The organism is Fulvivirga kasyanovii (assembly GCF_009711405.1).
Taxonomy (GTDB): domain Bacteria; phylum Bacteroidota; class Bacteroidia; order Cytophagales; family Cyclobacteriaceae; genus Fulvivirga; species Fulvivirga kasyanovii.
Genome location: NZ_SMLW01000049.1, coordinates 1 through 339, shown reverse-complemented (window position 1 = coordinate 339; position 339 = coordinate 1). Strand labels below are relative to the sequence as shown.

The following is a 339-nucleotide window of genomic DNA, read 5'->3' as shown; positions in this document are numbered from 1 at the left end:
CTTCAATTTCTTCTCTGCAGGGGTGTCCTTCTTTGGGCCTTTGCGGGGAAAGCAGGTAAAGATCTTTTTTGCAGTGACGTACCTTCTGTTAGCATTGGTGGCATAGATACGATCCGCCCCCAATTGGTATAACTCCCCAAATAGTGATTGATGCTTTAATGTGCTGATTTTCAATCTGGTGGATTCGTTAAACGCGCTAAAGTCCATTTTGTCAATGATGCAGATACCATCTACCTGCAACATGTGCACCTTCATTCCAAACTCTACGCGCTTAGTTTCTTTGCCCCGGACAATTGGCCTCACATAGGGCTTGGAAAGGGAGGTTATCCTATCCTTAAC

Annotated in this window: 1 pseudogene; it reads right to left on the bottom strand. The window is 45.1% G+C overall.

Going from position 1 to position 339, the window contains the following annotated elements:
- Nucleotides 1–339 (bottom strand): annotated as a pseudogene (locus E1163_RS30030) (transposase); the annotation flags it as partial.